Source organism: uncultured Sunxiuqinia sp., assembly GCF_947495665.1.
GTDB classification, from domain to species: Bacteria; Bacteroidota; Bacteroidia; order Bacteroidales; family Prolixibacteraceae; genus Sunxiuqinia; species Sunxiuqinia rutila.
The window spans coordinates 506,522-531,957 of record NZ_CANLZV010000001.1 but is presented as its reverse complement, the minus strand read 5'-3'; the positions used below and the strand labels follow the sequence as shown (position 1 = coordinate 531,957).

Sequence of the window (25,436 nt, the reverse complement as noted above, 5' to 3'; positions counted from 1 at the left end):
GTCTTAGTCCTCCAGTAGTTTTTCGATGTTTTCTTTCAATTCGGTAACCGTAAAAGGCAATCCTTTCAACTTGTTTACCTGATGATACTCAAATCCGGGGACCCGATCTCTCAGGTAAGCCACAAACTGTCCCAGATTCAACTCACAAACAACGATCTTCTTATATTTACTAAATACTTCACGGGTATTAGCCGGCAACGGTTTAATAAAATTGAAATGAGCCAGACTCACATTTTTACCGTCCTTGCGCAATTCGCGAACTGCGCTAACCGTATGTCCATAGGTTCCACCCCAACTAACAACCAATACATCACCTCCATCTTCATCGCCAAACACTTCCAGCTCAGGAAGCATCCCAACCACTTTCTGCACTTTTTCTTCACGAATCGCACAGTTTTCCTGGTGGTTTTCCGGATCATGACTTACTGCTCCTTCAACATTCTTTTCCAATCCGCCAATACGGTGTTGGAATCCGGCCATTCCTGGGAATGCCCACTCGCGTGCCAAGGTTTCAGCATCGCGTTTGTACGCTTTAAATGAACTGCTATCTTTGGCAATTCGTGGCTTAATTTCAGGGAGCTCACTCATGGCAGGAATACGCCAGGGCTCGCTTCCGTTTCCAAGGAAACCATCCGTCAGCAACACCACAGGAACCATTCGTTCCAATGCGATTTTGCAAGCAAGGTATGCATAGTAGAAACAGTCGGACGGTGTGCTTGCTGCAATAACTACGACAGGGCTTTCACCATTACGTCCGTATAAGGTTTGCAATAAATCCGATTGTTCAGTCTTCGTAGGTAGTCCGGTTGACGGGCCTCCGCGTTGTACGTTCACCACCACTAAAGGAAGTTCGGCCATCACAGACAAGCCAAGGGCTTCTGATTTCAACGCTAATCCAGGACCAGAAGTACTGGTTACCGCCAGGTCGCCGGCAAATGCCGCACCGATTGCTGTACAAATTCCGGCAATCTCATCTTCAGCCTGAAAAGTTTTAACCCCTAAATCGCGACGCGCAGCTAAGGCTGTCAATACATCAGTGGCCGGAGTAATTGGGTACGATCCCAGAAAAAGATTCCGCCCGGCTTTTTCAGCAGCTGCCAAAAATCCCCAGGCAGTAGCCTGGTTTCCGTTAATGTTGCGGTAAGTTCCTTTTTCAATGGCTGCTGCATCCACCAGGTAACGGGGAGTCATATGCTGCATGTTCATGCCATAGTTGTAGCCACTGTGAAGAACTTTCAGGTTGGACTCAACCACCACCGGTTTTTTAGCAAATTTGGTTTTGATGAAATTTTCAATGTAGTCCATGGGTCTGCCAAACATCCAACAAATGAATCCCAGGGCAAACATATTTTTGCTTCGAAGAACAGATTTATTATCCATTCCAAAATCCTTCAGGCTTTCGCGTGTCAAGCTGGTAATTGGCACCGGAATTTTCTCGTAGTCTTCCAGGTTCAACTCTGCAAAAGGATCTTGGGTTGAGAACTTTGCCTTGTCTAAATTTTTCTGAGAGAAAGAATCCACATCATAAATGATGGTTCCTCCGGGGCGGATAAAGCGAGCATTGGCTTTTACCGCAGCGGGATTCATCGCAATAAGAACATGCGCATCATCTCCAGGAGTGTTCACCTCTTTATGACCAAACTGTACCTGAAAACCCGAAACGCCACCCACAGTTCCCTGAGGAGCCCTGATTTCAGATGGATAATCTGGAAAAGTTGAAATATCGTTCCCAAATAACGCCGTCGCGTCAGAGAACAAAGTACCCGTAAGCTGCATTCCATCACCAGAATCTCCGGAAAATCGAATGCTCACTTCTTCTAACTCAATAACTTTTGTGTCTTTCATTTGACAATTATTTTAAAATAGCTGGATTTTTCCTTATAAATTCTAAAAAAACGACCGCTAAAATAACAATTTATAACTTTGGAACCATTTTGAATAGCGCTCGCAGCCATGGTCATCGAGCAAAAATAATTAATAATTAACAAGGAAAATCAGAAGCATATAATTATTTATAGCTTTTAATATCTTTGTTCTCAATTTAAAATGGATATAGATAATGGCTCTAATAAAACCCCTCAAAGGAAAAACTCCAGTAATTGGCGAAAACTGCTTTTTGGCAGAAAATGCCACCATCATTGGCGATGTTGAAATTGGCGACAACAGCAGTGTATGGTACAGCGCAGTCATTCGCGGCGATGTTCATTCCATCCGAATCGGAAACAATACCAATGTGCAAGATTGTGCCGTCATTCACGCCACCTATCAAAAATCGCCCACCAACATTGGCGATAACGTCATCATTGCTCACGGAGCGATTGTCCACGGATGTACGATAAAAGACCACGTCATGATCGGTATGAATGCGGTTATTTTGGATGATGCAATTGTTGAAAGTAACTCCATCATTGCAGCCGGTTCGGTGGTTACCAAGGGTACCCGGGTTGAATCGGGCAGTGTATATGCCGGAATTCCGGCCAAAAAGGTGAAAGCACTGGGAAAAGATTTACTGGAAGGTGAAATTCATCGGATTGCCAATGCCTACCACATGTATGCCGGCTGGTACAAGGAATAACGTCCTCCATGCATTTTCCGGTTAAAGAGCAGAAGAGATTTTATAAGAATGAGATATTCTTCCTATCTTTCAGGCTCAAAATTGAGTGACGGTTCCGTGCGATCGGCTTGCCTTCTGTTAAACCTTTGAAGCAAACCGACTGCAGGATGATTAATGAGATTCATCTTCACCTGAAATCAACGATAAAAAAAATAACGGAAGCTGCGAATTTTCCAGTTTCCACACACAGACGATCAACAAATAATTATGAGTAAAAAACCTACACTATTAATTTTAGCCGCAGGCATGGGAAGTCGCTATGGCGGATTAAAACAAATTGAACCCATTGGCCCCAACGGAGAAACCATCTTGGAGTATTCCATTTTTGATGCCATCCGGGCGGGTTTTGGTAAAGTTGTTTTTGTTATTCGCGATAGCTTTGCAGAAGAGTTTAAAACCCGTTTTGAAAGTAAGTTAAGCGATAAAATAGCGATTGAGTATGTTTATCAGGAACTGGACAAACTTCCTGAAGGCTATACCCTACCCGAAGGACGCGAAAAGCCTTGGGGAACCGGACACGCCATTTTGATGGCTAAAGATGTTATCAACGAGCCCTTTGCTGCCATCAACGCAGATGATTTCTACGGACAGGAAGCCTTTCAGGTAGCTGCTGATTTTCTGACCAGCCAGGTAGCTGAAGATAACTACAGCATGGTAGGTTACCAGCTTAAAAACACCTTGTCTGAATTCGGTACGGTTTCCCGCGGAATTTGTAAAGTTGACGCGGACAATAAATTGGTTGAAATCACCGAGCGGCACCAAATTGCCCGCACTGGTGACCAAATAACCTTTGCCGATGACAATGGCAACACGGTTCCGGTAGACGATGACACGCCAGCTTCGATGAACTTCTGGGGATTTCACCCCAGCTTATTTCAATATATCGAAAGTCAGTTTAAAGCTTTCCTGGATGAAAAAATGCACCTTCCAAAATCGGAATTTTACATCCCCAGCATCGTATTTGAACTCATTCAGTCGGGCAAAGTAAAAACAGAAGTGCTCCGCGCCAGCTCACCCTGGTTTGGTGTTACTTATCCGGAAGACAAAGCCTATGTTGTTGAACAAGTGCAACAACTGACGCAGCAAGGAGCTTATCCTGAAAAGCTCTGGTAATGCCTACAAACGATAGATGAGTATGAGTTAGTCCATATTCATCTATCGTTTCAATCCCAAAAACAAAACAAACTCAAAGCGGCAAACCTTATATCCATAAAGCCGCACATTATTTAAGTTATCGATTGGTTTAAATAAAAACCAGTCCTGAATTGTTTACGAATTTTTTCAAGCAGAACGCCCATGAGTAACGCAAAGACCAAAGTAGGATTTTTCCAGAAGATGTTGAACTGGACCGAGCGCGCAGGAAACGCCCTGCCCCACCCGGCCACCTTATTTGCCTTGTTTGCCCTGTTTGCCCTGGTCTTTTCGGCCGTTGGTCATTTTATGGCCTGGGAAGTCATTCACCCCGGCACACAAGAAATCATCCGCCCTGTAAACCTGTTGTCTGCTGAAGGTATTCACCGGATTTTACTTGAAATGGTGGAGAATTTCACCGGTTTTGCTCCGCTGGGCATCGTTTTGGTTGCCATGCTCGGCATTGGGATTGCAGAGCAAAGTGGCCTGGTTTCTGCAGTCATTCGCATGCTGGTTCTCAACTCGCCACGGCACCTGCTCACCTTCGTACTGGTGTTTTCGGGCATCTTGTCCAACATTGCCTCTGATGTTGGTTATGTGCTGCTGATCCCAATGGCCGGCGTCATTTTTGCAGCAGTGGGGCGCCACCCAATTGCCGGAATGGCTGCGGCATTCTCCGGGGTTTCCGGCGGTTTTAGCGCCAATCTCGCACTCGGAACCATCGATCCACTACTGGCAGGTCTTTCGCAGGAAGCCGCTCATATACTTGACCCCAGCTACATGGTCAACGCAACAGCCAATTATTATTTCATGGTCGCTTCAACCTTTATCATTGCGTTGGCAGGTACTTTCGTGACTGAAAAAATTGTGGAACCGCGTTTAGGAACCTACAAAAGTAACAACCCGCACGATGATCATTCGTTTGACAAACTTTCCAAAGCGGAGAAAAAAGGCCTTCTTTGGGCTTTAATCGTTTTCCTGGGCATCACAGCCATCGCCCTTGCCGGCCTTATTCCGGCTGATGGGTTCTTACGCGGAACTGATGGCGGTTTCCTGAGCTCTCCCCTCATCGAAGGCGTGGTTGCCATGCTTTTTGTCACAGCAGGAGCCACCGGACTCGCTTACGGATTTACCACCAAAGCCTTTAGCAACGATGCCGACGTAATGAACGGCATGGCTGAGAGCATGAAAACCCTGGCCACCTACCTGGTGCTTGTGTTTTTTGCCGCACAATTTGTCGCTTATTTCAAATGGAGCAACCTGGGGATGATTTTGGCCGTGAAAGGTGCTGAGCTGCTTATGACAGCAGATATTGGCCTCATTCCACTCATGATCCTGTTCATCCTGTTGTCAGCCTCAATTAACATGCTAATGGGTAGCGCCTCGGCCAAATGGGCTATTCTGGCTCCTATTTTCATCCCCATGTTTATGATTATGGGCTATTCTCCGGAGCTATCGCAGGTGGTTTACCGAATTGGTGACAGTGTGACCAATATCATTTCGCCAATGATGAGCTTTTTCGCGCTCATTATCGCCTTTGTTCAAAAATACGATGCCAAGGCAGGCATTGGAACCATCATTGCAACCATGCTCCCTTATTCCATCGTTTTCCTGCTTTTCTGGATCGTCCTGCTGGTTGGCTGGCTCCTGTTTGGTCTCCCATTGGGACCCGATGCGGGCATTCATTATGAAATGATTAACTAATACATTGCCCTTATAGCAAAGAGCATATTCTAACCGGTTTTCAGGCTTGAAATTTTGCATCATCCAAGCGAAACTTTAAGCCTGGATTCTTGTTTAGGATTACATTTAATATGAAGACTTCATCAAATGAACCTCAAAGACATACGAACAACTAATAAGCTGTTATTGGCCATTGCCATTCCACTGTTTTTCTATTTACTGAAAATCCTGGCTTTCATTTTTATCCCACTCATTGCATCCATGTTTATCGCCCTGCTGTTTCTGCCTTTGATGCGGTGGCTGAATAAAAAGCATGTGCCTAATCCAATCAGCATTCTATTGGTTATTCTGATAATCATTGGAGGCTTAAAAGCCAGTGGCGAATTGATTCAATTATCGAGCAATGAAATCATGACCACCGACAGCCAGTTTCTGGAAAAAGCAGAAACAAAACTCACCGCGTTAATCGTATCCATTGAGCAGTTTTTTGGTTTTCAGCGAACTCAGGGCGAAAGCATCCTGTCGCATTACTTCAAAAATGCCGGCAACCTGGAAAACTTTGGCTCAACGGTCGATTTCATCAGCAATACGCTTACGATGACTTTAATGACCCTGTTTTTTACCGTATTGCTACTATCAGGCTCCATCAACTTTCAAAAGGTCCTGAACGACACCATCTTCAAACAACAGTATTCTTCGGTCAAAATATTCATGAAAATTGAAAAAGACATCATCAAGTTTGTCGTAGTGAAGTTTTTGATCAGTCTTTTCACCGGAGTCGGCTTTAGTCTTGCCTGTATCTTTTTTGACGTGAGTTACCCCATTTTCTGGGGCTTACTGGCCTTCCTGATCAATTTTGTTCAGATGATCGGCTCTGTCATCTCAGTGGTTCTACTCTCGGTTTTTGCCTTCATAGAGCTTGATCCAACCAGCACGCTCCTGTTTTTCATTCTCAGCATCACCCTTGTCCAGGTACTCATGGGAGGGGTTTTAGAGCCCGTATTCATGGGAAAAACCTTTTCGATCAATGTGATTACTATTTTGGTCATGCTTATGCTATGGGGCTTTATTTGGGGCATTCCGGGCTTAATCATGTCTATCCCCATTACGGTATTCCTTCGAATTATTCTGGAACAGTTTCCCAAGACCCGATTAATTGCTGATCTGATTTCAGGGCCGGAGCAAAACCTAAAATTCCTGCTCAAGAAAAAAAAATAGAACAGGACTTGATTTAACCGGAAAACTTTTAGAATGACCGATCGCAGGGATTACAATTCGATTTTCCTTGCCCGAATCGGATACCCCAAAAACTGGGAAGCACGGGCTTCAAAAAAGTGAACTTCTTCCGTAGTTAAGAACTTCCGTTCTGAAGTTTTGGTACAATTGGCTTCTATTTCCGGATGGCGATAAAGGTAATCCTGCAACTTTTGAGCAACAATTTTACCTTGTTCAATTACGCGAACCCCTTGCTGGGGAATAAATTTTCGAATGCTTTCGATCAGCAAAGGATAATGCGTACAACCAAGAATCAGGCTGTCAATTAAAGGATCTTTCTGAAACAAAGCCTCCAAATTCTGCTGGATAAAATAATCAGCTCCGGGCGTATTCATCACGTTGTTCTCTACAATCGGCACCCACATGGGGCAGGCTTCCTGGCTGGTTTGCTTCACCCTTCCCTCCGACCACTTTTCCAACTCAATCGGGTACGAGTCGGAAGCAACCGTGCCCGAAGTGGCTACGACCCCCACATGCCCGTTTTGCGTACTTTGGGCCACCTCTTCAACACTGGGGCGAATAACCCCAAGCACGCGTTTGTGCGGAGCAATCTGCGGCAAATCGCGCTGCTGAATGCTGCGAAGCGCTTTGGCTGAAGCTGTGTTGCAAGCCAGAATGACCAGGTGACAGCCTTCATCAAACAGACGCTTTACCGCTTCCAAGGTATATTCATACACCACATCAAACGAGCGGGTACCGTATGGAGTACGCGCATTGTCGCCCAAATACACAAAATCATACTCGGGCATTTGACTGATAAACTCTTTTAAAACAGTCAGGCCTCCGTAGCCAGAATCGAAAACACCAATAGGATGATTGCTTGTTGTCATAAAGTTGCTTTGAAAACAAAAGTAAACAAAAAAGCCATCCGGGATTCCCGAATGGCTTTTGATATCTTATTTCTTATGGCTTACTGAATACCCAATTTGGCTTTAACCAAAGGAAGTAAGTCAATACTTTGATTCGACTTGTACAAAACAGCATTAGCGTCAAAAACATAAATCACACCTTGCTCTTTGGCTACGGCTTCAATCGTTTCGTTCGCTTTTGCAAAAATAGGTTGCATCAACTCTCCTTGTTTCTGCTGTATGCGTTGTTGTGCAGAAGAATTGAAGTTTTGGATCCGTTGCTGAAGAGCTTGCAGGTCTTCTACTTTTGATTGATAAACAATCTCCGTTAATGAATCTTGGTTATCTGACAAATCAGCCAATTTTGTTTGATATTCTTGTTGCAAAGCATCCATTTGATCTTCCAAACCTTTCGCTTCTTTTTCAATTGAAGCCTGAGCTGTTTTCGTTTCAGGCATGGCTTGAATCAACGCCTGTGAATCAATGTGTGCAAATTTTAAAGTTTGCGCGTTTACCATTCCAGCTGAAAGGAATAAGACAGCTATTAAACAAATTTTGAAAATACTTTTCATGATCGTTTTCGGATTTTAAAATTTTGGTGACAAATATAGTTTATTAATTTTTATAACCAAGTTTTTCAAGGACTTGGTCACTTAGGTCATATTTGGGATTTGTATACAGCATGGTGAGGCTTCCGGCCTTATCAAAAATCACGGCATAACCTCCATCGGTTGCCAGTTCCTGAACGGCATTAAAAACATCATCCTGGATGGGTTTGATCAGCCCTTGTCTCTTTTTAAACAAGTCGCCTTCGCGCCCAAAATACTTGCGCTGCAATTCTTTATATTCTTTTTCTTTGCTGATAATTACATCCTCGCGTTTCCGTTTCATGTCTTCGGAAAGCAAGACTGCTTCAGCCTGAAAATCCTGATACATTTGCTCAATTTCAGCATGCATAGTTTCCAGTTCTTTCTGGTATTGCTTGGAGATCTGGTCCAATTGTTCCTGAGCCGCAATGTAGGCAGGAATATTTTCTAAAACATATTCGGTATCGATGTAGGCATATTTCTGGGCCATTGCAACTGTTCCAAAAACAATCAGAAAAACAAATAATACTACTTTCTTCTTCATGGCAATTCAATTTAAATTCATACTATTTCCACACAAAACAAATACCGAGCCAAGCTTGTAATCATCAGAACTGCTGTCCGATAACAAAGTGAAACTGGCTTCCTCCAACTGATTTATCACCGTTCACGCTATCAAATCCATATCCCCAGTCGATTCCCATCAAACCAAACATAGGCAGGAAGATTCGCACACCGGCACCAGCCGAACGTTTCAAATCAAAAGGGTTGTAATTTTCAAAATCCATCCAGGCATTACCAGCTTCCATAAATCCGAGGACATAAATAGTAGCCGATGGTTTCAAGGTAACCGGGTAGCGCATTTCCATGGTCAGCTTATTATACATATTTGATCCGGTTGTTGGACTCAAACTGTAGTCTTTGTAACCACGCAATGAAATGATATCGGCTCCGTAAAAGTTATATCCTGACATTCCAGAACCTCCAACGCGGAAACGTTCGAATGGAGAACGTCGGTTCTTGTCGTAATACCCCAGAAATCCATATTCAAATTTGGTGTGCAACACCAGGTCTCTGTCGCGTGAAAGCGGTGTAAACCAAGCTCCTTTCAAATTCCATTTGTGATACTCAATCCATTTGTAACGCTCTTCGCTGGTCAAATCCGGATTACTGTAATCCACATCGTTAAACAAAGAGAATGGAGGAGTCAACTGAACGGTTAACGAGAAATCGGCACCGCTTCTTGAATACAGCGGGTTATCAACCGAGTTACGACCAAAAGCGGTTTTGAAACTCAGGTTGTTAAAACCACCACCACCCGATCCATCGTCGTCGCTCAGGAAGTAGTAGTAGTTTGACATATTTTGAAGTTTGTAGTGCTCCAATGAAACTTCGTGATAAACCGTAAAGAAGTCATCGGGCCATGACAAACGGTAACCGTATCCCAAGGCAAATGAAGTAGTCACCTGAATCTGATCATCATCCGTTGTCTCATCATCGTTATATTGGTAATAGTCACCCGGATCATAACCATAGCCGTAACCACCATAGCCATAAGGTGAATAACCATAGGGTGAATAACCGCCATAGCCTCCGTAACCACCGTAGCCACCATAACCACCGTAACCTGATCCGTAAGGACTATAAGAACTATTGTAATAATTATTAGCTGAATAGTTTACGCGAGAGTGCGAAAACGAGATGGAGAATGAATTGGGTTTTTTACCACCTAACCAAGGCTCAATAAATGACACACTGTAAGACTGGTAAAACTTACCACTGGTTTGAGCACGCAAGCTTAAGGTTTGACCATCACCCGTTGGCAACGGACGCCAGGCTTCCTTATTAGGAATGTTGCGAACCGAGAAGTTGGAAAATCGCAATCCGACTGTTCCAACAAACATGTTGGCTCCCCAACCTCCGGAAAGTTCAATCTGGTCGTTGGCTTTTTCCTGCAACTCGTATTTAATATCTACCGTTCCGTCTTCAGGATGTGGAATTACATTGGGATTGATCGCTTCCGGATCAAAATGTCCCAATTGCGACAACTCACGAACTGAACGGATAATTTTCGATTTGCTGAACAAATCACCCGGAATGGTCCGAATCTCGCGACGGGCCACATGTTCGTGGGTTTTGGTGTTTCCTTCAATCAGCACTTTGTTGATGGTCGCTTGATCACCTTCGTAGATCCGCATTTCCAAATCAATCGAATCATTGTCAACCCGTGCTTCCACCGGATCAAGGTTGAAAAACAAATAACCATTATCCAGGTAAAGGTTTCCAACAGCGTCATCATCTTCGGTCAGACGCTTGTTCAACAGCTTCTGATCAAAAACATCTCCTCTTTTAATTCCAAGGTAAGCATCCAGGTACTCTCCAGGGTAAATGGTATTTCCCACCCAGTTCACATCGCCAAAGTAATACTTGTTACCTTCTTCAACCCAGATGTCCAGCTTGATCAGGTCATCATCCAATTTGGTAATGCTGTCTTTGACCACAATCGCATCACGGAATCCCTTTTCGTTGTACTTGCTAACGATATTTTGCTTATCCTCTTCGTACTTCTCTTCGTTGAACTTTTTGGTCAAAAAGAAGTTTCTCAGCTTTTTCGCATTGGTCTTTTTCATGGCTCGGGTCAACACTTTCGTTTTCACCTGATCTACGCCATGAAATTCGATCTCATCAATTTTAACTTTTTCCTTTTTGTCAACATGAATATCCAGCACGACACTGTTTACCGAAGCGGTATCGTCACGTTGCACGATGTTGACTTCTGTATTTAAGAAGCCTTTTTCAAGGAAAATATTTTTGATAACCCGCTCAGCGTTGTTCAACTGATTATCCGTCACCTGACTGCCTTTCAGCAACAGCACCTTTTCGGTAATATCATCTTTTTCACCTTTGGAAACGCCATAGAAGTTAACATCGGCAAGTTTGGGGCGTTCCTGTAGAGAGATCACCAGCCAAATTTTATTACCCTCAACTCTACTTGCATCAATTTTCACATCCGAAAACATCTGGTGTCCCCACAACTTTTTAATCGCTGCGGTAATTTTGTCGCCCGGAACAGTAATCTCATCGCCAACAGCTAGTCCCGAAATCTGGATTAAAACATCCGAGTCTAGATAACGAATACCGACCACATCAATGCCGGCAATCGTGTAGTTTTGGGCACTGGAATACCGGACTGTAAAGTTTGTGTTTTCATTTACCTGGGCGTGAACACTTACACTGAACAGGAATAAAATTAGAAGAAATTTCAGTTTACGCATTTTCTGGGATTAATTAGCTAACTAATTGTTGGCTGGTTTTACCAAACCTTCTTTCTCTGTTTTGAAAGTCGCAGATGGCTTCAAATAGGTTTTCTTTACGGAAGTCGGGCCAAAGTGTAGGAGTAAAATAGAACTCGGCATAAGCAATTTGCCAAAGTAAAAAGTTACTCACCCGATTCTCACCGCTTGTCCGAATAAGTAATTCGGGGTCTGGTATTCCAACTGTAGCAAGGTATTTATCAAGTAGGTTTTTATCTATTTCGTTAATTTGGAGGGTGCCATCCACCACTTCATAGGCTATTTTTTTAATTGCTTCGGTGATTTCCCATTTCGCACTGTAGCTTAAGGCCAGCACCAAGGTTAGTCCGGTACAATCCTTCAGCTCGTTGATGGACCATTTCAGTTTCACCTGAACTTCTTCGGGCAAGCTGTTAAAATCTCCAATCATGGTCAGACGAACATTTTGCTTTTTTAACTTAGCCGTCTCCTCATTTATCGCCTGAACCAACAGTCCCATCAAGGCATTAACTTCCGCCTGAGGTCGTCCCCAATTTTCAGTTGAGAATGCATACAGGGTTAAATATTCAAGACCAATTTCTACTGCCCCTTCAACGGTTGAACGCACGGACTCTACGCCATGTTCGTGTCCAAAAACTCGTTGATTGCCATGTTGAGTTGCCCATCTCCCATTGCCATCCATAATGATCGCGATGTGCTTAGGTAGCTTGGCTTGTTGTATTTTATCTTTAATGGTCATTTAGTCTATTTAATATTTTCATACACCGGGCATTCCTGGTCGCCCCTATAAAACCGATAGGTCAAATGAATTCCCAAATGATAGGTGAAATCGTTATTGTGCAGAAAGGTGTTATAGCTTTTCCAGGCTCCCTGCGAACTCCCGTTCGGACCATCAGTCAATGAATAGAATTTTCGAGGATCATCCAGATCATCCACCTTGTCGTTGAAATACTTCCTCAAAATCGCCTCTATTCCTATCCCCATGCGTTCGCCAATATTGAACTTGAAACCAAAGCCAATCGGCACATTCAACCCAATGATTGATTCCTCTTTTTCAAGAATTAATTCATCATGAATTTCCGCAGGGACAATACCTAACTGCTCATTGTTCAGGTAGTACACCATGGGTGACAAGAGTGCCGGGTCGTAAGTATACTTGTACAAACTGGTTCCTAAACCACTCATCAAATAAGTGGTCATTGAATGCCGCTTACTTCCGATGATGTACCGAAAGAAATTGAACTCGCCCATGACAGAAACATCCGTCATAAACTTGTCAAACTCCCAGGGATCTGCTTCATATTTCCCGGTAGCCCCAATCGTTCCCGCCATCAGACTGGTCCGTAAACTCAGCCGTGAATTAAAGTTATAACGAAAGAATACTCCCACATTTGGATTCAAAGAACTTGCCTGATCAATCTGAGTCATGTCTCCCAAGTAACTGCCAACGCCACCCCATATACCAATATCTGCTGTTTCCTGAGCAGAAATTGAACTAAAAGTCAGGATGCTACAAACGATTAAAAAAAATCTTTTCATCGACTATCGTTTTCATTGAAAGGTTGCTAATAAAAAGACAGTATCGTAAAATATTCTGGCATTTAACAACAACATTAAAACATAACTCCTTTCAAGAGCTACAAAAGTAATATAATTCTGAAAACATCTTACCGACTGCCTATTATAAAACCGAAATAGAGGTTAAAAATTGTTAAGCTAAATTGATTAATTTCTCTTGTCTGCGCCCCACATCAACTTGTTGCGGAGGGTGCTAAAGAAACCATGCCCGGGAAGTTTCAATGTTTTCACATGAAAATCGGCTTTTTGAATGCGCAGTTCACCCGGAAAATTAATGGCTTCGGAGCGTGAATCAAGTGAAGCCTGAAACTGGTGCCCCCGCCCCTCAACCTGCAAGCGCAGGGTGATATTTTCGGGCACCACAATCGGGCGAACCGTTAAGTTGTGGGGAGCAATAGGTGTTATGATTAAACTTTTGGAATCCGGGGTTAAGATGGGACCACCCACACTCAGCGAATAAGCTGTTGAGCCGGTTGGTGTGGCAATAATCAATCCATCGGCCCAATAAGTACTGAGGTATTCTTCGTTCAGATAGGTATGAATACTAATCATCGAAGAGGTATCGAGTTTGGTTATTGCAATTTCATTTAAGGCATAATTGAAATCGCCAAACAAGTGCTCATGTTCATTTAGCTGAAGCAAAGAGCGCTCTTCAATTTCATAGTTTCCCTGCAAAATGGAATCGATCGCCTCCTGCATGTCTTCTCGCGAAATATCCGACAAAAAACCAAGGCGTCCCAGGTTGAGTCCAATTGCCGGAATAGACTTGTTTTTCAGGGTTAAGACCGACTGCAAGAAAGTCCCGTCACCACCAATACTAATCAGGAAACTAACGTCATCGGGTAAGTCCTTGCCCGAATTAAACAGACCGGCCACCTCCGGACGGATCAGACAGTGTTTTTGCACAAAGTCGAAAAACGGCCGGTACATGTACGTACTAATATTTCGCTCTTTCAACAAGGAAAATAATTTGGCCAGATCAGGGGTGTAAGTTAGGTCTGTGCTAATTCCAAAAATTGCAATAATCATAGGTTTGCCTGTGCTAAATATTCATATACTTGATCAACTGATTAAACCGGTCGTCATACAGGTTATTCAGGATTGCCTCATCCATAAAAACCGCCCGGATTGAATAGTCGTATCGCACAAAAGTCTGAATAATTGGTGAAAGATCAATCTGATTTATTTTCAAGGTGACCAACAATTCTTTCGAATCTTCTTCCTTGTAGGTATATAAACTCAAAATTTTAGCGTCATTGCCTTCTACAATTTGGGCAATTTGCGAAAGCGAATAGTCTATTGGCGTCAATTCCAACACAATTATCCCCCCCGGCTCATGCACAGCAACCAGCGTGGCAAATTTCCGGGATAAATCCATCACCGAAATACACCCAAGGTAATTGTGTTTCAAATCAAGCACAGGTACCAGGCTCAGCTTCAGTTCAGACATAATGGAAGCCACTTCATAAATATGTTGATTGGAATGTACATGCGGATGGACCTGATGCTCGCGGCAATCGTCCATCTTTTTCTCAATCAAATTCAAATCATAAATTGCTTTATCCGAGATCAAGCCAATGTACTCTCCTTTATCAACAACCGGAAGATGAGAGAGCCTGAAAATCTCCATCCAGTTCAGTGCTTTTTGCCCGTCATCGGTCAGGCGTAAGGAAGGAATAACGTCCGATATGAGTTCTTTTGCAATCAATTTTTTACTTGTTTCAATTCTATGTTGTAACTTGCAGCCCTCTATTTATTCGATATGACAAGACTAAGTGTAAATATAAACAAAATAGCAACATTAAGAAATTCGCGCGGGGGCCAAACCCCCAGTGTACTAGATGCTGCAATCAACTGTGAGAAGTTTGGTGCTGAAGGAATTACCGTACATCCACGTCCCGACGAACGGCACATTACCCGTCAGGATGTTTACGACATTAAGCCCCACATTACCACCGAGTTTAACATTGAAGGCTACCCCAGTGAAGATTTTATCAAACTGGTAACTGATGTAAAGGCAACCCAGGCCACATTGGTGCCCGACCAACCCGGACAATTGACTTCGGACCACGGATGGGACACCATCAAGCATCACGACTTTTTGGTTGATGTGATTGCCCGGCTAAAAGCCGAAGGCATTCGGACCTCGATTTTTGTCGATCCTGATGTGCATATTATTGAAGCAGCAGCCAAAATCGGAGCCGACCGGATTGAGCTTTACACCGAACCCTACGCGACCATGTACCCGGAGGATCCGGATAAAGCCATTGCTCCGTTCATAAAAGCAGCTGAGCTGGCCCGGCAATTAAACCTGGGCATCAATGCCGGACACGACCTAAGCTTGAAAAACCTCAAGTTTTTGATCGATAAAATTCCATACATCGACGAAGTTTCCATTGGGCACGCTTTGATTTCAGATGCACTTTACCTGGGCTTGAAAAACACCATTCACGAGTACCTGGACTGCATTCGCCCCTGATCATTGGGAACAAAACATACGGCTGGCTGTTTCCCTTTGTGGTTAGTTAAAAAGAACAGCACCCTGCATTTTGGAATCTATCATGAAGTTATTTTACCGCGAAGAAGGCAAAGAAAACCCCAAAACCATTGTCATCGTCCACGGGCTTTACGGCTCGTCGGACAATTGGTTGACTGTTGGAAAAAAACTGGGCAAGAAGCACCATGTGTATCTGATTGATCAGCGCAACCACGGACGCTCACCCAATGCGGATGCACACAATTACCAAGACATGACCAACGACCTGGCCAACTTTTTTGACGAGCACCAAATTGACAAGGCCACCGTAATCGGTCATAGCATGGGTGGAAAAACAGCCATGTTTTTTGCTTCAGAATATCCTGAGAAAATTGACAAACTGATTGTTGCCGATATTGCTCCGAAAGATTATTTTGAACTACAGGATAAAAGCCAATACTACCAGCACCAATATATTCTGGAATCGTTGAAAGAGGTGCGCAAACACCAGTTTGAGACACGCGAGGAAATCCGCGATTTCCTCGAACTACAGCTCGACAACAAAGGACTGGTTCTGTTCCTGCTAAAAAATGTATACCGCAACAAGGAAACCAAAAAGTTTGACTGCCGGATCAATGTCGATGTGCTTTACGACCATTTGGACGAAGTAATCAGCGGGGTTAACTACCGGTGGCTTGAAGACCGTATGCCCATTTTAAACTACCCTGTTCTGTTTATCAAAGGCGAACAGTCTCCTTATATTTCGAAAGAGGACGAGGAAAAAATCAAGGAAATTTATCCGGAAGCACAACTTACAACCATTCCCAATGCCGGACACTGGCTTCATGCCGAACAGCCCCAGCTATTCATGGAAGCCCTGGAGCAGTTTATCTAAGCGATTAACAACGGTTGTATTTTTCCGTAATTTGCTTCAGAAAACGACGGCGAGCAGGGCGAATCTGTTTCCACTCAAAGCGCCACTCCCAGTTTCCGGCAGCCACCCCCGGAACATTCATCCGCCCTTTGGTGTCCAGCTGCAGCAAATCCTGCATGGGCATCATAGCCAATTCGGCAACCGAACCCCAAGTAGCTTCAAGAATCGCGTCAAGCGCCCTTCGCCTGCCACGCTTAAAGTAACGTCGGATGTTTCTGCGCTCCACACTTGTCGCTGAGTTCAACCAACCCAAAGTCGTATCGTTGTCATGCGTGCCAGTGTAAACCACAAAGTTTCGTCCATAATTATGCGGCAGGTGCTCATTGGCCGCATCCGAAGCAAAACCAAACTGCAGCACTTTCATTCCCGGCAGCTTAAACTCGTCCCGCAACGCCTCCACTTCCTGCGTAATGACTCCTAAATCCTCAGCCACTACCGGAAAATCGCCAATTTGTGACTTCAACAGCTTCAGCATTTCATAGCCTTTGGCCGGGCACCATTCCCCATGAATAGCCGTCGTCTCTCCCGCAGGCACCGACCAAAATGATTCCAGTCCCCGGAAATGATCAATCCGCACCCGGTCAAACATTTTCAAGCAAAAGTGCATGCGCGCCATCCACCAGTCGTAGTTTCGTTCAGCCAAGCGGCTCCAGTCAAAAACCGGACAGCCCCACAGCTGACCTGTTTCGCTAAAATAATCCGGAGGAACTCCCCCCACATGCGTAGGCCGACCTTCCTCGTCCAGCAAAAACAAGTCTTGGTTAGCCCACACATCCGAGCTATCCAGCGCAACATACAACGGAAGGTCGCCAAACAACTGAATACCGCTCTCATTGGCATAATCCTTAAGCTCGAACCACTGCTTGAAAAAAATGAACTGGACAAAGCGGTGAAAATTGATCGATTCAACATAAGTCAAATGGGCTTTATCCAACGCATGCACATCGCGTTTCTTATAAGGAAGCTTCCATTCGTTCCACAACAACTCCGTATTCTGCTCTTTCAACGCTTGAAACAAAGCATAGTCATCCAACCACCACGAATGCTCGCCCAAAAACTGATAATACGCCTCCTTAAAGTAATCAAACTGCCCCTCAAAACATTCATAGGCCTTTTTCAAAAGCCTTCTTTTGTGAGGTGCCAGACGGTCGTAATCAACCTTCTCGCTTGGAAGCCGGGTCAAATCGGCCAAGTCTGATTCGCTTAAAAGCTCCTCTTCCACCAACTTACCCAGACTAATTAACAGCTCGCTTCCAGCAAAAACAGAATAACTTTGGTAAGGTGAGTTGCCATAGCCCGTGGGCCCCAAAGGCAAAATCTGCCACCACTTCTGCCCCGTTTCTTTCAGAAAATCAACAAAGGCAAAGGCATCGGCCCCCATGCTACCAATCCCGTACTTTCCAGGAAGCGAGCTAATATGTACCAAAATTCCACTACTTCTTGACATGTACGGATACCTGTTTTCGGAATGAACTCAAGTGGGTGGCCGTTTCGCGCACCAAACGCTGAACCGCCAAGCCATGCTGCAAATCCGGAACAAATGCTTTCTCATCCGCTCCGCCTAAAAACAAATAGTGCGCATGCACCATCGAGCGCAACCAGCCCGGAGGCACATGCCCCGATGGGAAACTACTGATTGGCTTATAGTGGCTACCAACAGGCTGATTAATCCACTGCTGGGTTTCTTCCAGAAAATAATCGAAAGACTCGGGACGCTGCGAGGTATAACGCAGGGTTCCCTTTTCTGCATAAATCTCAAGATAAACCAAGTCACCGGAACCAGAGCTAATGCGACTGGCCGACATATTTCCTACTGCCCGTGTAACCGGGTCAACCAGCGAAAGCGAAGAAAACAAATCTGAATCCCCGGGCACATCTGCAAAATCACCGCCCTGCAATGCGCTGGTAATTTCGAGCTGTTCGCCTAAAAAAGAAAGCAACAAGCTAATGCCATGAGAGCCCAAATCAGCCATAGCACCACCATCAGGCGCTGGTGTTAAGCGGGTTTGTCGCTTGTCGCGATAACTTTTCTGCAAATAATCGCCATGGTAATATTTCAAGTCGAAATGAATGGGTCTGCCCAGTTTTCCGGATTTCCAAAAAGCAATCGCTTCGCGCACCGAAGCCGTTTGCAGATACTGAAATCCCACCTGTACTTTTTTACCCGCTAAGGCTAAAGCGGCCAGTTCCTGCTCCTCCTGCAAGTTTGAGCAAACCGGTTTTTCCAGGTAAATACGTTTCACATTGGGCATCTGGGCTACAGCTTTCAAATGCTCGGCGTGCACCTTATTCGGACCAAGAATCAAGACCGTATCAATGGCGTCGTTCTGCAAAAAATCAGCCTCATCCTGAGATTGCCGGAACCCATAATCCCGGGCAAATTGCTGACGACTTTCTTCCCGCTGCGAGCATACCGATTCAAAAACAACCGGTGGCATTTCCGGGTAATAATATCGTAGTGAATTCAATGAATAAGCGTGAGCTTTGGCAATTCCTCCAGCACCTAAAAATCCAATTTTAACCGTTGACATAAGTAAGTTTTTTCAGTTTGACTGTCAAAAATAAACCTTTTCTCCTGAACCAGTTGACTTTCCATATTAAATCGAAGAGTTATTACCAAAATTTCCGCCGAAAGCGTACCTTTGCCTGTTCAAATAAAACACAAAGAAATGGCAGCAATAGGCTTGATGAACGAATTGGAAGTTGTAAAAGAAGTTGATTTTGGGGTTTACCTTGACGGTGGCCCGCATGGTGAGATTTTAATGCCTAAGCGGTATGTGCCTGAAGGTTGCAAACCAGGCGACATTCTTAGTGTTTTTATTTACCTCGACTCGGAAGACCGTTTGGTCGCCACCAGTGACCGTCCCAAGGCGATGGTTGGCGAATTTGCCTTTCTGCCGGTTGTTTCGGTTACCGGAGTTGGTGCCTTCCTGGACTGGGGACTTCCTAAAGATTTGCTGGTTCCATTCCGTGAGCAGCAACAAACCATGGAAGCCGGACACTCCTACCTGGTTTACGTTTACCTCGACGATGAAAGCCAGCGCATTGCTGCGACCTCGAAGCTGGATAAATGTGTCGATAACGTTCCCATCGATTATGAAGTGGGCGAAGAGGTGGACCTGATCGTTGCCAGACAAACCGATTTAGGCTTCAAGGCTATTATTGACAACAGCCACTGGGGAATGATCTATAAGAACGAAGTGTTCCAGCCGCTGAAAGTCGGACAAAAAATCAAAGGTTTTATCAAAAACATCCGGGAAGATGAGAAGATTGACCTTTCGCTTCAAAAAGAAGGTTACGAGAAAATTGACGATATTTCGCAAGGCATTTTGAACAAGCTGGCTGCCAACGATGGTTTCTTGCCTTTAACCGATAAAAGTTCGCCCGAATTGATTCAGGCCACCTTCCATATCAGCAAAAAGAATTTCAAAAAAGCCATTGGCTCCTTGTACAAGCATCGTTTAATTTCGCTGGAAGACAACGGAATTAAACTGCTTTAAGTGTTCAATTAAACTCCATAACCGACAACAGACAACCGATCTCGTTTCATGAAAGTTTGCATTGCCGAAAAACCAAGTGTTGCCAAAGAGATTGCCCAGATTATTGGAGCAAATAGCCGGCGCGATGGCTATTTTGAAGGAAATGGCTACCAGGTAAGCTGGACTTTCGGGCACTTGTGTACGCTGAAAGAACCCCACGACTACACCGTTCGCTGGAAGTACTGGAACATCAACGAGCTGCCCATGATTCCGACCCGGTTTGGCATTAAAGTTATTGATGACCAAGGGGTGAAAAAGCAATTTTCGATACTGGAAAACCTGATCAAACAAGCCGATGAGATCATCAATTGCGGGGATGCCGGTCAGGAAGGAGAGCTCATTCAACGTTGGGTGCTGGCCAAAGCCGGAAACAAAGCCCCCATCAAACGGTTATGGATTTCCTCCCTGACAGAAGAAGCGATTCGCGAAGGATTTGACAAGCTGCTCTCCAGCGAAGAATTTGACAAGCTTTACGAGGCAGGCAGCGCACGCGCCATTGGCGACTGGCTGCTGGGCATGAACGCCACACGCCTGTACACGCTAAAATACGGTCAAAACAAGCAAGTGCTTTCCATCGGGCGGGTGCAAACGCCAACACTGGCCTTGATCGTGAATCGCCAACAGGAGATTGAAAATTTTAAGCCTGAACCCTTTTGGGAAATCAAAACGCTGTACAGGGAAGCGGTATTTTCCTACACCACAGGACGTTTTCAGCAAAAAGAAAAGGCCGAAAAAGTACTGCAGGAAATTTCCGGCATGGACCTTTTCATTGGCAAAATCACCAAGAAGAACAGCAAAGAACACCCACCGCGCCTGTTCGATCTGACCTCGCTACAGGTGGAGTGCAACAAAAAATTCAACCTCAGTGCCGATGAAACATTGCGCACCATTCAATCGCTGTACGAAAAGAAAGTGACCACCTATCCGAGGGTTGATACGACTTTCCTGTCGGACGATATTTATAAAAAAGTTCCTGCCACCCTGAAAAATCTGAAAGGCTATGAGGAGCTCACCCAGCCGGTTTTAAGCGCCGGAAAAATCCGCAAATCGAAAAAAGTATTCGATAATAAAAAGATTACCGATCACCATGCCATCATTCCGACCGGAATGACCCGTATTGACCTGACCGAAGCCGAACGGAAAGTTTACGACATGGTGGTTAAACGATTTATTGCTGTTTTTTACCCCGATTGCGAAATTGCCAACACCACAGTGGAGGCAAACATTGAAAAACACCAGTTTAAAGCCACAGGGAAGCAAATCCTGAAACCCGGCTGGCGCATGGTATATAAAAACGAGAAGAAGACAAGCCAATCGGACGACAACATTTTGCCGGCATTTACCTCCGGCGAACACGGGCCGCATCGGCCCGAACTGCAGGAAAAACAAACGCAGCCGCCCAACTATTATACCGAGGCCACTTTGCTGCGCGCCATGGAAACAGCCGGCAAAAACATGGATGACGATGAATTGCGGGAACTGATGAAGGAAAACGGCATTGGACGCCCCTCAACCCGCGCAAACATTATTGAAACCTTGTTTCGCAGACGATACATCCGCAAGGAACGCAAACGCCTGGTAGCCACCCCTACCGGCATGGATCTGATCAACACCATTGAGAATGACCTGCTAAAGTCAGCCGAACTAACGGGCATGTGGGAAAAGAAATTACGCGAAATTGAGTCTGGCGAACTGGAGATTGCTCAATTTATGGCCGAACTTAAAAACATGGTAACCGAAGTCATCTGGCAGGTGAAGAATTCGCGTAAAAAAGAAATCACGATTCTGGAAGAAGAAGAAACCGCGGCTAAGGGAAAAGCCAAAGCAAAGGGCGAAAAGAAAGCACCAAGCAAAGCGGCAAAGGACTTAACCTGCCCCCGCTGCGAAAAAGGCAAGCTACTGAAAGGCAAGTCAGCCTGGGGCTGCTCGGAGTGGAAGAATGGATGTCGTTTCAAAGTTCCATTCAAATGTTTTGATAAAAAGCTAACCGACAAGCAAATTCAAACCTTGGTCAGCAAAAAGAAATCTCCACTCATCAAAGGCTTAACTTATGAAGGCTTAAAACTGGATGGTAAACTGATTCTGACAGACACATCTTCTATTCAACTGCAACCACAGGTCAAAGATGATTCTGTCTGCCCCAAATGCGAGGTCGGCAAAATACTCAAAGGGAAAACCGCCTGGGGGTGCTCCAACTTCAAAAATGGCTGCGACTTTCGGGTACCTTTTGAAGTAAATGCTTAAGCGCCGCTTTCCAGCTCCTGAGCAGCTCTTACTCCAATCGCAACAGCATTCAGCAGGCAAATGCTGAAAGAAAATAACACCGCCTTTCTTTCCATCGCAAAGGCAATTTGGTTTTGTTATATCCAAAATCTCATCTATTTTTGTCCTGTTGAAACAAATTCAAATGGATACGACTGAAATCTTAATTACTATTCGGAAAATTGTCCGATCTATCAACCTGGAATCTAAGAAGGTTCAAAAGGAACATGGCGTGAGCATCCCTCAAATTTTGTGTTTAAGTTACTTGCATGCATCAAAAAACTTTCAGTCAACACAAGGTGAAATCCGACGCTTCCTAAACTTGAATTCAAGTACCACTAGTGGAATCATTGACCGGCTTGAAAACAAAGGCTGTTTGGCCCGTTTGCCCAAACAAGGAGACAAGCGTGTTGTTAATATCGCCTTAACCTCCAAAGGCTCGGAATTGCTCAACAGCATCCCACCGCTTCTACACGACCGACTTACTGAAAAGCTGGATGCCCTTCCCAATATGAAGTTGCAACAGATACAAGAAAGTCTTCAAACACTTGTGAATCTGCTAAATATTGGACAAATAGAGGCTTCTCCCATGCTGACGAGCGATGAACCAATCGACGAACATAAGCTATAAGCAGCTAACTAGAAACGACATACACAACATCAACCCCAAGTGCCCGGAAATCTTCGGCCTTTTCTGTTACAGTTAATTGTCATTTTAATCAACAAATACAATCAACTTATTTTCAGTATTTTCACCCACGAATTACCTTTATCTGCGAGTGATTAATTCCGTCTACATTTGGCTGTTGACGGCTAAAAACGTACATTTGTTCCTATAGAAACTAATAAATGTACTATGGATATTTTTAATGGAGCTCAACAAGAGATTGCAAACAAAATCAACAAAACATCAACCGTTTCTAATTGGAGGGATTGGAAATGGCAGTTAAAAAATTCAATCAGCACTGTTGAACAATTTGAAAGACTAACAGGAATACGATTCAGCGCAAAAGAGAAAGAAGAACTCAACAAGACGATGGAAAAGTTTCCGCTTTCCATTACGCCATATTACGCCTCCCTCATTTCAAAAGAAAATTACCAAAACGATCCGGTCTTCAAACAATCATTTGCCAACATCAACGAACTAAATGTACTTGATACCGAATTAGCTGATCCGCTATCCGAAGACAGGGACAGCCCGGAAGAGGGCATCACTCACCGCTACCCCGACCGGGTCTTATTTCATGTAAGTAATACCTGCGCCATGTATTGCCGGCATTGTACCCGCAAACGAAAAGTAGGAGATATTGATTTTATTCCTTCCAAGGAGCAACTTCAAAAAGGCATTGAATACATTAAAAAGACGCCTCAAATCCGAGACGTTCTATTGAGCGGTGGAGATCCGCTGATGCTTCCGGACAGCAAAATAGACTGGCTGCTCAATGAGCTAACCAGCATCCCACACGTAGAGGTTGTTCGCATAGGAACGAGAATGCCTGTTGTTCTTCCCTACCGAATAACCGATGAATTGGTGGCTGTTCTGAAAAAATATCAGCCCTTGTGGATCAATACGCACTTCAATCATCCACGCGAAATGACCTCTTCTGCCAAAGAATCTTTGCGCAAACTGGCCGATGGCGGTTTTCCATTGGGCAACCAAAGTGTTTTGCTGGCCAATGTAAATGACTGTCCGCGAATCATGAAAAACCTGGTGCATAAGCTGGTTCAAAACCGGGTACGCCCCTATTACCTTTACCAGTGCGACCTTTCAGAAGGGCTGTCGCATTTCCGGACCCCCATTGGGAAAGGCATTGAAATTATGGAGAGCCTCATTGGGCACACCAGCGGATTTGCCCGGCCAACCTATGTTATTGATGCGCCTGGTGGTGGCGGCAAAATTCCGGTTATGCCCAACTACATCATTTCATGGTCCACCCACAAGGTCGTCCTGCGCAATTACGAAGGCGTTATTACCACCTACAAGGAGCCGGATCATTATGAAAATATTTTTTGCGACCGCGATTGCGAAAACTGCAACCTGGATCTGCAATTACAGGAAAGTGATGAAGTGGAATCTCTCGGAATTGAACGATTGCTGGCAGACTCCAACGATTCAATTTCCTTAATCCCTGAAAACAATGAACGCTATAACAGAAGAGAAGACTAAGATGGATATTATTGAAAAAATAGGTCATTCGGTTGTACACCACGGAACTTTCAACAACCGGATTTTTCTGCTGAAATATCACCCGAATGATCGCACAACCATAACCAAACGACTCAACGAACTGGCACAAGCCAAAGGATACACGAAGATTATCGCCAAAGTTCCGGCGGCTGCACAGCCCGTTTTCCTGCAGGACGGATTTACCCAGGAAGCATTCATTCCTGCCTTTTACCAAGGCAAAGAGGATGTTTTCTTCATGTCGAAGTTTTTAAGTGAGGATCGCCAGACCAGCCCCAACAAAGCACTCTCAACGCTGGTCGATTTGCTTTCTGAGGCGCCCAGCCAAAATGGGGATTCGCCAGCAGATCGCTTTAAACTCGATCAGCTTAGCCCGGATGAGGCGCCGGAGATGGCTAAAATTTTTGAGCAAGTGTTTGCCACCTACCCATTCCCGGTCACCAATCCCGATTACATTCGTCAAACCATGCAAGACGGATCGGTACTTTACTTTGGAGTATGGGATCAAAACAAACTAGTGGGTATTTCTTCAGCTGAGGTAGACCCGGCAAACAGGAATGCGGAGATGACGGATTTCGCTGTCCTGCCCGATTACCGAGGCCATAAGCTGGCTTACTTCCTGCTCAGCATGATGGAAGAAAACCTGAAGAAAAGAGAATACAAAACATTATACACGATTGCCCGATTAAACTCGCCCGGAATGAACAAGACCTTCATCAACCATGGGTATCATTTTTCAGGCGTCCTGAAAAACAACACCAATATTTCAGGGCAAATCGAAAGCATGAATGTGTACTATAAAACCATTGAACCATGATTAATCAAAGACATTTGGGAAAACTATGTCCTTACTCCAAAAACTGCCCAGTTTATCAGGAAGAATTAAAAATAGAGCGTGTCTCTTCTTTTTTGATTAAAAATGTTTTCTGCAACAGAGGCTACAAAGGATGGAAAAATTGCGAACGCTTTAAACTGGCCGATGAAGGACTGGCAATTCCGACAACAGCAACCCCCTATAAAGTAAAATAACT

At 44.5% G+C, this 25,436-nt stretch carries 23 protein-coding genes; 12 read left to right on the top strand and 11 right to left on the bottom strand.

What is annotated here, in order from left to right:
* Window positions 1-3 precede the first annotated feature (3 nt).
* Window positions 4-1,845 (bottom strand): 2-oxoacid:acceptor oxidoreductase subunit alpha, encoded by a 1,842-nt coding sequence (locus Q1A18_RS02340; RefSeq protein WP_299576937.1) that lies wholly within the window; start codon window positions 1,843-1,845, stop codon window positions 4-6.
* A 214-nt stretch (window positions 1,846-2,059) separates the two neighbouring features.
* On the opposite strand from Q1A18_RS02340, the gene Q1A18_RS02335 reads away from it, so the two are divergent.
* The 4 genes from Q1A18_RS02335 to Q1A18_RS02320 all read left to right on the top strand — a co-directional run bounded on the left by Q1A18_RS02335 (window position 2,060) and on the right by Q1A18_RS02320 (window position 6,646).
* On the top strand, window positions 2,060-2,575 hold the full coding sequence (locus tag Q1A18_RS02335) for a gamma carbonic anhydrase family protein (protein WP_299576935.1): 516 nt from the start codon (window positions 2,060-2,062) through the stop codon (window positions 2,573-2,575).
* Between the two features lie 246 nt (window positions 2,576-2,821).
* Entirely contained in the window at window positions 2,822-3,727 is a 906-nt protein-coding gene (locus Q1A18_RS02330) for a sugar phosphate nucleotidyltransferase (RefSeq protein ID WP_299576933.1), read from the top strand.
* Between the two features lie 183 nt (window positions 3,728-3,910).
* Window positions 3,911-5,449 (top strand): AbgT family transporter, encoded by a 1,539-nt coding sequence (locus tag Q1A18_RS02325; protein WP_299576931.1) that lies wholly within the window; start codon window positions 3,911-3,913, stop codon window positions 5,447-5,449.
* 126 nt (window positions 5,450-5,575) lie between these two features.
* Window positions 5,576-6,646, top strand: coding sequence for an AI-2E family transporter (locus tag Q1A18_RS02320; RefSeq protein ID WP_299576929.1), 1,071 nt, complete (start codon window positions 5,576-5,578; stop codon window positions 6,644-6,646).
* A 50-nt stretch (window positions 6,647-6,696) separates the two neighbouring features.
* Here the strand turns inward: Q1A18_RS02320 and murI are convergent, their stop codons facing one another.
* From murI to Q1A18_RS02280, 8 genes are all read right to left on the bottom strand, one after another.
* Window positions 6,697-7,533 (bottom strand): glutamate racemase, encoded by an 837-nt coding sequence (gene murI, locus Q1A18_RS02315; RefSeq protein ID WP_299576927.1) that lies wholly within the window; start codon window positions 7,531-7,533, stop codon window positions 6,697-6,699.
* 80 nt (window positions 7,534-7,613) lie between these two features.
* The gene (locus Q1A18_RS02310) at window positions 7,614-8,123 is read right to left on the bottom strand and encodes an OmpH family outer membrane protein (protein WP_299576925.1); all 510 of its coding nucleotides are present in this window, start codon (window positions 8,121-8,123) and stop codon (window positions 7,614-7,616) included.
* Window positions 8,124-8,166: 43 nt separating this feature from the next.
* Window positions 8,167-8,682 (bottom strand): OmpH family outer membrane protein, encoded by a 516-nt coding sequence (locus tag Q1A18_RS02305; RefSeq protein WP_299576923.1) that lies wholly within the window; start codon window positions 8,680-8,682, stop codon window positions 8,167-8,169.
* A gap of 64 nt (window positions 8,683-8,746) precedes the next feature.
* On the bottom strand, window positions 8,747-11,413 hold the full coding sequence (gene bamA, locus Q1A18_RS02300; RefSeq protein WP_299576920.1) for an outer membrane protein assembly factor BamA: 2,667 nt from the start codon (window positions 11,411-11,413) through the stop codon (window positions 8,747-8,749).
* A 13-nt stretch (window positions 11,414-11,426) separates the two neighbouring features.
* A complete protein-coding gene (locus tag Q1A18_RS02295; protein ID WP_299576918.1) occupies window positions 11,427-12,170 on the bottom strand; it encodes an isoprenyl transferase in 744 nt (247 codons plus the stop codon).
* A gap of 5 nt (window positions 12,171-12,175) precedes the next feature.
* Window positions 12,176-12,970, bottom strand: coding sequence for a DUF6089 family protein (locus tag Q1A18_RS02290; protein WP_299576916.1), 795 nt, complete (start codon window positions 12,968-12,970; stop codon window positions 12,176-12,178).
* A gap of 186 nt (window positions 12,971-13,156) precedes the next feature.
* Complete coding sequence (locus Q1A18_RS02285) at window positions 13,157-14,038, bottom strand: NAD kinase (RefSeq protein ID WP_299576914.1); 882 nt, start codon at window positions 14,036-14,038, stop codon at window positions 13,157-13,159.
* 13 nt (window positions 14,039-14,051) lie between these two features.
* On the bottom strand, window positions 14,052-14,717 hold the full coding sequence (locus Q1A18_RS02280; protein WP_299576912.1) for a CBS domain-containing protein: 666 nt from the start codon (window positions 14,715-14,717) through the stop codon (window positions 14,052-14,054).
* Window positions 14,718-14,771: 54 nt separating this feature from the next.
* Here Q1A18_RS02280 and Q1A18_RS02275 point away from each other — a divergent pair, with 54 nt between their 5' ends.
* Together Q1A18_RS02275 and Q1A18_RS02270 are read left to right on the top strand one after the other, a co-directional pair.
* The gene (locus tag Q1A18_RS02275) at window positions 14,772-15,488 is read left to right on the top strand and encodes a pyridoxine 5'-phosphate synthase (protein WP_299576910.1); all 717 of its coding nucleotides are present in this window, start codon (window positions 14,772-14,774) and stop codon (window positions 15,486-15,488) included.
* An 82-nt stretch (window positions 15,489-15,570) separates the two neighbouring features.
* On the top strand, window positions 15,571-16,380 hold the full coding sequence (locus tag Q1A18_RS02270) for an alpha/beta fold hydrolase (RefSeq protein ID WP_299576908.1): 810 nt from the start codon (window positions 15,571-15,573) through the stop codon (window positions 16,378-16,380).
* 4 nt (window positions 16,381-16,384) lie between these two features.
* Here the strand turns inward: Q1A18_RS02270 and malQ are convergent, their stop codons facing one another.
* Window positions 16,385-17,866, bottom strand: a complete 1,482-nt coding sequence (gene malQ / locus Q1A18_RS02265; protein ID WP_299576906.1) for a 4-alpha-glucanotransferase — start codon at window positions 17,864-17,866, stop codon at window positions 16,385-16,387.
* Complete coding sequence (locus tag Q1A18_RS02260) at window positions 17,853-18,950, bottom strand: Gfo/Idh/MocA family oxidoreductase (protein ID WP_299576904.1); 1,098 nt, start codon at window positions 18,948-18,950, stop codon at window positions 17,853-17,855. Before Q1A18_RS02260 ends, malQ begins: the two co-directional genes overlap by 14 nt.
* Before the next feature lie 138 nt (window positions 18,951-19,088).
* Here Q1A18_RS02260 and Q1A18_RS02255 point away from each other — a divergent pair, with 138 nt between their 5' ends.
* The 6 genes from Q1A18_RS02255 to Q1A18_RS02230 all read left to right on the top strand — a co-directional run bounded on the left by Q1A18_RS02255 (window position 19,089) and on the right by Q1A18_RS02230 (window position 25,434).
* Window positions 19,089-19,919, top strand: a complete 831-nt coding sequence (locus tag Q1A18_RS02255) for a S1-like domain-containing RNA-binding protein (RefSeq protein ID WP_299576902.1) — start codon at window positions 19,089-19,091, stop codon at window positions 19,917-19,919.
* Between the two features lie 48 nt (window positions 19,920-19,967).
* Window positions 19,968-22,202 carry a type IA DNA topoisomerase gene (locus tag Q1A18_RS02250; RefSeq protein WP_299576900.1) on the top strand — a complete coding sequence of 745 codons (2,235 nt, stop codon included), beginning with the start codon at window positions 19,968-19,970 and terminating at the stop codon, window positions 22,200-22,202.
* A gap of 163 nt (window positions 22,203-22,365) precedes the next feature.
* Entirely contained in the window at window positions 22,366-22,851 is a 486-nt protein-coding gene (locus tag Q1A18_RS02245; protein ID WP_299576898.1) for a MarR family transcriptional regulator, read from the top strand.
* A gap of 225 nt (window positions 22,852-23,076) precedes the next feature.
* Window positions 23,077-24,387, top strand: coding sequence for a lysine 2,3-aminomutase (ablA, locus tag Q1A18_RS02240; RefSeq protein WP_299576896.1), 1,311 nt, complete (start codon window positions 23,077-23,079; stop codon window positions 24,385-24,387).
* Window positions 24,359-25,222 (top strand): putative beta-lysine N-acetyltransferase, encoded by an 864-nt coding sequence (gene ablB, locus Q1A18_RS02235; protein WP_299576894.1) that lies wholly within the window; start codon window positions 24,359-24,361, stop codon window positions 25,220-25,222. The genes ablA and ablB overlap by 29 nt, the downstream gene beginning before the upstream one ends.
* Entirely contained in the window at window positions 25,219-25,434 is a 216-nt protein-coding gene (locus Q1A18_RS02230; protein WP_299576892.1) for a hypothetical protein, read from the top strand. The genes ablB and Q1A18_RS02230 overlap by 4 nt, the downstream gene beginning before the upstream one ends.
* Window positions 25,435-25,436 lie beyond the last annotated feature (2 nt).